The organism is Mesorhizobium sp. M7A.F.Ca.CA.004.12.1.1 (assembly GCF_003997835.1).
GTDB lineage: Bacteria > Pseudomonadota > Alphaproteobacteria > Rhizobiales > Rhizobiaceae > Mesorhizobium.
The window spans coordinates 1-7,603 of sequence record NZ_RZRK01000246.1; the positions used below are offsets into that span (position 1 = coordinate 1).

6 protein-coding genes are annotated in these 7,603 nt (G+C 62.5%); 1 reads left to right on the top strand and 5 read right to left on the bottom strand.

The window, feature by feature from the left end; genetic code table 11:
* The coding region (locus EN984_RS15030) for a bifunctional diguanylate cyclase/phosphodiesterase (RefSeq protein ID WP_164765480.1) at nt 1-1,399 on the top strand (1,399 nt) is incomplete at its 5' end.
* A gap of 15 nt (nt 1,400-1,414) precedes the next feature.
* Here EN984_RS15030 and EN984_RS15035 read toward each other — a convergent pair.
* The 5 genes from EN984_RS15035 to truB form a co-directional block, all read right to left on the bottom strand.
* Nucleotides 1,415-2,434 (bottom strand): class I SAM-dependent methyltransferase, encoded by a 1,020-nt coding sequence (locus tag EN984_RS15035; protein WP_127267919.1) that lies wholly within the window; start codon nt 2,432-2,434, stop codon nt 1,415-1,417.
* A 106-nt stretch (nt 2,435-2,540) separates the two neighbouring features.
* Entirely contained in the window at nt 2,541-4,688 is a 2,148-nt protein-coding gene (gene pnp / locus EN984_RS15040; RefSeq protein WP_127270698.1) for a polyribonucleotide nucleotidyltransferase, read from the bottom strand.
* Nucleotides 4,689-4,966: 278 nt separating this feature from the next.
* Nucleotides 4,967-5,278: a 30S ribosomal protein S15 gene (gene rpsO, locus EN984_RS15045; RefSeq protein WP_269470859.1), complete on the bottom strand. Its 312-nt coding sequence runs from the start codon at nt 5,276-5,278 to the stop codon at nt 4,967-4,969.
* Between the two features lie 140 nt (nt 5,279-5,418).
* Entirely contained in the window at nt 5,419-6,513 is a 1,095-nt protein-coding gene (gene corA / locus EN984_RS15050; RefSeq protein ID WP_127270701.1) for a magnesium/cobalt transporter CorA, read from the bottom strand.
* 44 nt (nt 6,514-6,557) lie between these two features.
* Nucleotides 6,558-7,568 carry a tRNA pseudouridine(55) synthase TruB gene (gene truB, locus EN984_RS15055; RefSeq protein WP_127270703.1) on the bottom strand — a complete coding sequence of 337 codons (1,011 nt, stop codon included), beginning with the start codon at nt 7,566-7,568 and terminating at the stop codon, nt 6,558-6,560.
* Between the last annotated feature and the right edge of the window lie 35 nt (nt 7,569-7,603).

The following is a 7,603-nucleotide window of genomic DNA, read 5'->3' on the forward strand; positions in this document are numbered from 1 at the left end:
GGTCTCGGTGATGGCCGCTCTTTGCGCACTGGCGGCGTCGGTCGCCGCGATGTCCTTCTTCGCCGGCGTCGATGAATCAGCGGATTTCGTCTTCACGGAAACCCATTTCGACAAGCTGACCGGCCTGGTGGCACGCCCGGCGATGGTCGGCAAGATTGCCGAGGCGGCATGCGCGACCAGCCGGACCGGCGAGCCGATGTTCCTCATCGATATCGACATCGACCGCTTCAAGCAGATCAATGACGCCATCGGCTACAGCCAGGGCGACGAGTTGATCCGCGCCTTCACCAAGCGCTTGAAGACGTGCGTGCCACCGCGCGCGCTGATCGGACGCATCGGCGCCGGTGAATTCGCGATCCTGCTGCCCGACAATCAAGTCTCGGGGTCCTTGGAAAGCACCATAGAGAGGCTCATCGACGAGATGATGGAGCCCTATGATCTCGGTACGCACCTGCAATCGGTCAGCCTGTCGGTCGGCATCGTGGCGATGCCAAAGGACGGCGTCGATCCGGTCCTCATCCTGCGCCGCTCTAATCTGGCGCTGCAGAACGCGCGCGCCAGCGGCGTCGGCAACTGGTCGGTCTTCCATGCCGAAATGGGCAGGGTCGCCGACCATCGCCAATGGATCGAATCCGAACTGCACATAGCCTTCGAACGTGGTGACTTCGACCTTCATTACCAGCCGCAGCTCGATCTCCCGACCGGCCGCATCGTCGGGTATGAAGCGCTTATCCGCTGGCGGCATCCGGAACGCGGCATGATCCCGCCTATGGAGTTCATTCCGATCGCCGAGGAAACCGGCATGATCGGCCCGATCGGCGAATGGGTGCTGCGCAAAGCCTGCAGCGACGCCCGGCATCTGCCCGACGATTGCTTCGTCGCCGTCAACATCTCGCCCGTCCAGTTCATGACCAAGGACTTCGTCGGCATCGTGCACGACGCCATGACGAGCACCGGCATCAAGCCGTCGCGGCTGGAGCTGGAAGTGACCGAGACGGCGATGATGCAGGACCGCGACCGCGCCGCCGCCATCCTGAAGGAGCTTGCGGATATGGGCATCTCGGTCGCCGTCGACGATTTCGGTACCGGCTATTCCAATTTGAGCTATTTGATCGATTTCTCATTCGGCAAGCTGAAGATCGACCGGTCCTTCGTCAGCCGCCTCGACACCGACTCCAGCTCCGGCGCGGTCGTCTCGACGATCGTCGGGCTTTCGCGCGCGCTCGGCGTCAGCATCATTGCCGAAGGCGTCGAGACCGAAAGCCAGGCGACGCTGCTCAGGGCAGCCGGCTGCGAGGTGGTGCAAGGCTACCTGTACGGCAGGCCGGCCCCCCTCAAGATCAGGGTCGGCGACGTGCACGTCACCGATGAGGTCCGACGCGTCGCCAATCTGCATTGAACGCGGTGCATTGTATCAACGACGAGCGACAAGCACCTTGAACATGCCGTCGCGGGCGAGTTCGGCATGGCTCGAAAAAGCGGCCGCCAGGATCGGCTCATAGGGAAGCTGGCGGTTGGCGACCATGAACAGCCGACCACCTGGTTTCAAGGCCTTGGCCGCCGCGCGGATCATGCCGGCGCCGATCTCCGGCTCGGCCGCCCGGCTGCGGTGAAAGGGCGGGTTCATGGCGATCGCGTCGTAGCGCTTCTCGACCGGTTCCTTCAGCAGATCGATCCAGAAGAAATTCCTGGCGATCGACTGGCCGACCCCTGCCAGATGGAGCTTTGCGGCTTCGAGCGAGGCGAAATCGGCCTCATAGAGGTCGAGCGCTGAAATGCCCGGTGAGCGGACGGCGATCTCGGCAGCCAGATACCCCCAGCCGGCGCAGAAATCGGCAATGTTGCCACGCAGATCATTGGGCAGGTTCTCGACCAGCAATTTCGAGCCGGTATCGATCCGGTCGAAGGAAAACATGCCGGGCGCGGTGCGGAACCGGTTTTCAACCAGCAGAGCGGGATTGGCGGCGCGCAGTTCCTCCGCGGCGGCGAGGTCGGCGGGACGGCGTAACCAGAAGGCGATGCCGTGATATTTCGGCAGATGGCCCTCGAGGGGGACAAGTTCGCCGACCCGCTTGCGCAGGCTGGCAATGCCATCGTCCTTGCCGCCGCCAACGACGACCAAGCCGCCCGGCGCCACACGCTCAAGCGCCTCCGCGAGGCGCACTTCGTTCAGACCCCGATGCCGGCCGGCAAGCACAAGTGCCATATCGAAGCCATCGCCTTCCACTTGCGCGGTGACGGCGCAGCCAGACGCCTGCAGCGCGCTAAAATGCGGCCGGAAGCCCTGCACGAGGTGAAGCGTCGCCTCGAAGCCTTCAGGCAGGCGAAAACCCGGCTCAGCGCCGAGAAACAGCACGCGCTCGCCCTTTCCCGGCAAAGCAACAGCCTCGGCCTCGAAGGGATGGAAAAGCGTCTTCAACGGCTCGGCGGACATCGTTCGATCTCGACTTGTCTGGGCTATTTGAAAGTGAAAACCGGGGCTGAAATGAAAACGGGCGCGACATAAGCCGCGCCCGCTTCAATTCATGAACTCAAGACGTTCAGGCGGCGTTTTCTTCGCCTTCGCTCTTCTTGTCGCGGGCGAGTTCCTTGCCGGTGGCCTGGTCAACGACCTTCATCGACAGGCGGACCTTGCCGCGCTCGTCGAAGCCCATCAGCTTGACCCAGACCTTGTCGCCTTCCTTGACCACGTCCGAGGTCTTGGCGACCCGGTCGTTGGCAAGCTGCGAGATGTGGACGAGGCCGTCACGCGGACCGAAGAAGTTGACGAAAGCGCCGAAATCCGCGGTCTTGACGACCGTACCTTCGTAGATCTCGCCGACTTCCGGCTCGGCGACGATGGTGTGGATCCACTTCTTCGCCGCCTCGATCTCCTTGGCGTTGGACGAAGCGATCTTGACCGTGCCGTCGTCCTCGATGTTGATCTTGGCGCCGGTCTTTTCGACGATCTCGCGGATCACCTTGCCGCCCGAGCCGATCACGTCACGGATCTTGTCGGTCGGGATGTGCATCACTTCGATGCGCGGTGCGAACTCACCGAGTTCCGAACGCGCGCCGGTCAGAGCATGCGCCATCTCGCCGAGGATGTGCTGGCGGCCATCCTTGGCCTGGTCCAGCGCGATCTTCATGATCTCCTCGGTGATGCCTTCGATCTTGATATCCATCTGCAACGAGGTGATGCCGTTGGCGGTGCCGGCGACCTTGAAGTCCATATCGCCGAGGTGATCCTCATCACCAAGGATGTCGGACAGAACGGCGAAACGCTCGCCCTCCTTGATCAGGCCCATGGCAATACCGGCGACGGGCTTGGCCAGCGGCACGCCGGCATCCATCAGCGCCAGAGAGGTGCCGCAGACGGTGGCCATCGACGACGAACCGTTGGACTCGGTGATCTCCGAGACGACGCGCAGCGTGTAGGGGAACTGGTCGGCACTCGGCAGCATCGGGCGAATGGCGCGCCAGGCAAGCTTGCCGTGGCCGATTTCGCGGCGACCCGGCGAACCCATGCGGCCGGTCTCGCCGACCGAGTAGGGAGGGAAGTTGTAGTGAAGGAGGAACTTCTCCTTGTACATGCCGGTCAGGGAATCGACATACTGCTCGTCCTCGCCGGTGCCGAGCGTTGCAACGACCAGCGCCTGGGTCTCGCCGCGGGTGAACAGCGCCGAACCGTGGGTGCGTGGCAGGACGCCGACTTCAGAGACGATCTTGCGGACTGTCTTCAGGTCACGGCCATCGATGCGCGAGCCGGTGTCGAGAATGTTCCAGCGCACGACCTTGGCCTGGAGTTCCTTGAAAACCGAACCGATCTGCTCGGAGGTGTACTTGGCATCTTCGCCTTCGACCGGGGCGAACGCTGCCTTGACCTTCGCCTTGACGGCGTCGACGGCGGCGTAGCGCTTCTGCTTGTCGACGTTCTTGTAGGCATTGCTGAGTTCGTCGCCGACGATCTTCAGCATCTCGGCTTCAAGCGCGGAATAGTCCGGCGCGGTGAAGTCGCGCGGCTCCTTGGCGGCGACTTCGGCCAGCTTGATGATGGCGTCGATGACCGGCTGGAAACCCTTGTGGCCGAACATGACGGCGCCGAGCATCAGCTCTTCGCCCAATTCCTTGGCCTCGGACTCAACCATCAGCACGGCGTCGGTGGTGCCGGCGACGATCAGGTCGAGCTTCGATTCCTGCATCTCGTCGACATGCGGGTTGAGCACGTATTCGCCGTTGATATAGCCAACGCGGGCGCCGCCGATCGGGCCCATGAAGGGCACGCCCGAGAGCGTCAGGGCAGCCGAGGTGGCCACGATCGACAGGATGTCGGGATCGTTCTCGAGGTCATGTTGGACGACGGTGACGACGATCTGCGTGTCGTTCTTGTAGCCGGAGGCGAAGAGCGGGCGGATCGGGCGGTCGATGAGGCGGGAAACCAGCGTTTCCTTCTCGCTCGGACGGCCTTCACGCTTGAAATAGCCACCCGGGATCTTGCCGGCGGCGTAAGTCTTTTCCTGGTAGTTGACGGTCAGCGGGAAGAAATCGAGGCCGGGCTTCGGCTCCTTCATCGAAACAACGGTGGCGAGAACCTTGGTCTCGCCGTAGGTGGCGAGCACCGCGCCGTCAGCCTGGCGTGCGATCTTGCCGGTTTCGAGGATGAGCGGACGGCCGCCCCATTCGATTTCCACTTTGTGGTGATTGAACATGTCTTGTCCTTAATATGAGGAAAGGGCCGCGCCGTTTCACGGTGCGCGGATGCCCTTTCCCTGGCTTCCTTTCTCGGGCAGCCACGGGCAAGACAACGGGAAGCTCGGGTAATTTCGGCGCGGCGAGCGCGCGCGAGCGTCCTGCAATCCTGCCCCATGACCGTCCATGGGCGGTTTCGAGTGCCCTCTGCACGATCGAAACCGGGTCTGGCCAGTCGATACGACTGGCAGAATGCGCGACCGGCGGGCTCTCCTTCGAAAGCCCGCCGGTCAATTCGTCAACGACGCAGACCGAGCTTCTCGATCAGCGTCTGGTAGCGCGCGTCGTCCTTGCGCTTGAGATAATCAAGCAGGCTGCGGCGCTGGGAGACGAGAGCAAGCAGACCACGGCGGGAATGGTTATCCTTCTTGTGGTCCTTGAAATGGTCGGTCAGGTTCTTGATGCGCTCGGAAAGGATGGCCACCTGGACTTCCGGAGACCCGGTATCGCCCTTGGCGGTTGCGAATTCACCCATCAATTCCTGTTTGCGCTCGGCAGTAATCGACATCGTGTTTTTCCTTATCTGTTTGAGGAAACGGGTCGCCCTCAGCCGGGATGTCGTCCAGCAGGGGCCGGTGCAAGCAAAGCGTCACAGCGCTATGCTGCGGCGCATATAGTGCAATTCCCCGGAAAACACCAGCCCAATTCACCAGCCGGCTTTTCAGGCCCAAAATGGCAGGTTTATCCTTGTCAAAGCCATTTCTTCCATTTGAAGAAGGCGATCAGCCCGAACGCGACAAGCGCCATGAACAGCAGCGACAAGGGATAGCCATAATAGGCCTTCAGTTCCGGCATGTTCCAGGGCGAAGACTCCGGGTCGAAATTCATGCCCCAGATGCCGACCAGGAAGGTGAGCGGCATGAAGATGACCGATACGATGGTGAGATAGCTGATGACGTCGTTGGTGCGCGCCTGGCTCAGCGACAGGTGCATTTCGATCAGGCCGGTCAGCATGTCGCGCTGGGTTTCGACCAGTTCGATCAGCCGCAGCGCATGGTCGAGCGTGTCGTTGAGGAAGATCTTGGTCTCGGCCTTCACATAGGGCACATCGTTGCGGATCAGCGTCGCCAGCGCATCGCGCATTGGCCAAAGCACGCCTTTCAGCACGTTGGCGTCGCGCCGCAATTCATGCAGTTGCCGCATCTGATGCTTGTGCGGCGAATGCAGCATCTCGTCCTCGATGCTGTCGACCGTGTCGCCGGCGGCCTCGATCGGCGGAAAATAGCTGTCGACGATGGCATCGATCAGCGCATAGGCGAGGTAATCGGCGCCGCGGGCGCGCAGCCGGTTGGGCGCCGAACTTTCGATGCGCTTGCGCACCGGATCGAACGGATCGCCTTCCCGCTCCTGGAAGGTAACGACGAAGTTGCTGCCGAAGAAGACGGCGATCTGCTCATAGCGATGCGAGGTGACGTCGTCGATCATCCTGACGACGACGAAGGCATGGTCCTCGAAGAAGTCGACCTTCGGCCGCTGGCCGGTGTTGACGACGTCCTCCAGCGCCAGCGGATGCAGGCTGAAAATGCGGCCGATCTCCTCGATCAGCGGGATGTTGGCGAGGCCGGTGCAGTCGAGCCAGAGGACCGGCCATTTGTCGCAATGGGTGTTGAGGTCGTCGATGCTGGCATTTTCGATGGTCTTGAATTTTTCGGGCGAGATCAGCGTCAGCCTGAGTTCGCTGCGACGCGCCGAGGGGTCGGCGATCAGCGTGCCAGGCGACGCACCGACCGGCGGCCGGCGCGTTTTCACCGGCGCCCGTTTGTTCACCGCTTCGGCCTTTGCCATGTGCCCCTCGAACGTAGAGTCGAACTGAAGTTAGACGAGAGCCGTCACCCGGCAAAGACCCGCTTGGGCTTGAACATGCCTTGCTCGATGGCACCGATGGCGACCAGCTTGCCGCGCGCCGTGGCGCAGGCTTCCTCGGCTTCCACCGGTGCATCGCGGCCGCGGATGATGACTGGGTTGCCAAGGCGGATCTTGGTCGCCGCATCGTCGCTGATGGCGATCTGCGGCAGGCAATCGAGGGCAGCCGATGTGTCGACCAGGAGCGCATCGATGGCATCGAAGTCGATTGGCACTTCCACCTTGTCGGCAGCCTCTGCCGTGTCGGCGGCTACCGTAGCGTCGGCGATATCAGTCGCGTCCGCGTTTCCCTCCACCACGCCGAAACGGGCAGCTTCCAACTCGGCGATGGTAACGAAGTCCTCCGAGGTGAACGGTTCGACCTCGACCCGGCGCAATTCGCTGATATGGCCGAAACAGCCCATGTCGCGGCCCATGTCGCGGGCCAGCGAACGCACATAGGTGCCCTTGCCGCACTCGACCTCGAAAACAGTATGGTCGGCGCCATGCTCGACAACGTCCAGACGGCCGATCTCGATCTCTCGCGCGGGTATGTCGACCGTCGCACCGTCGCGGGCCAGATCATAGGCGCGCTCGCCGGCGATCTTGATGGCCGAGAATTGCGGCGGCGTCTGCATGATGACGCCGGTGTATTTCGGCAGCAGGGCGAGCACCTCGGCTTCCGACGGACGCAGATCGGACTCCTTCGACACCGGACCTTCGAGGTCATCGGTGGAGCGCTCCTGCCCCCATGCGACGGTGAAGCGATAGATCTTGGCGCCGTCCTGCACGTAGGGAACGGTCTTGGTGGCCTCGCCAAGCGCGATCGGCAGCATGCCGGACGCCAGCGGATCGAGCGTGCCGGCATGGCCGGCTTTTTCCGCCTGGAACAGCCATTTGATCTTGGAGACGGCTTCGGTCGAGCCCATGCCGACCGGCTTGTCCAGGATCAGCCAGCCCGAGATCGGCCGGCCCTTCTTCTTGCCGCGGCGCGCCACTATTCGGTGTCCTTGTTGTCGTCTTTGTCCTGGTC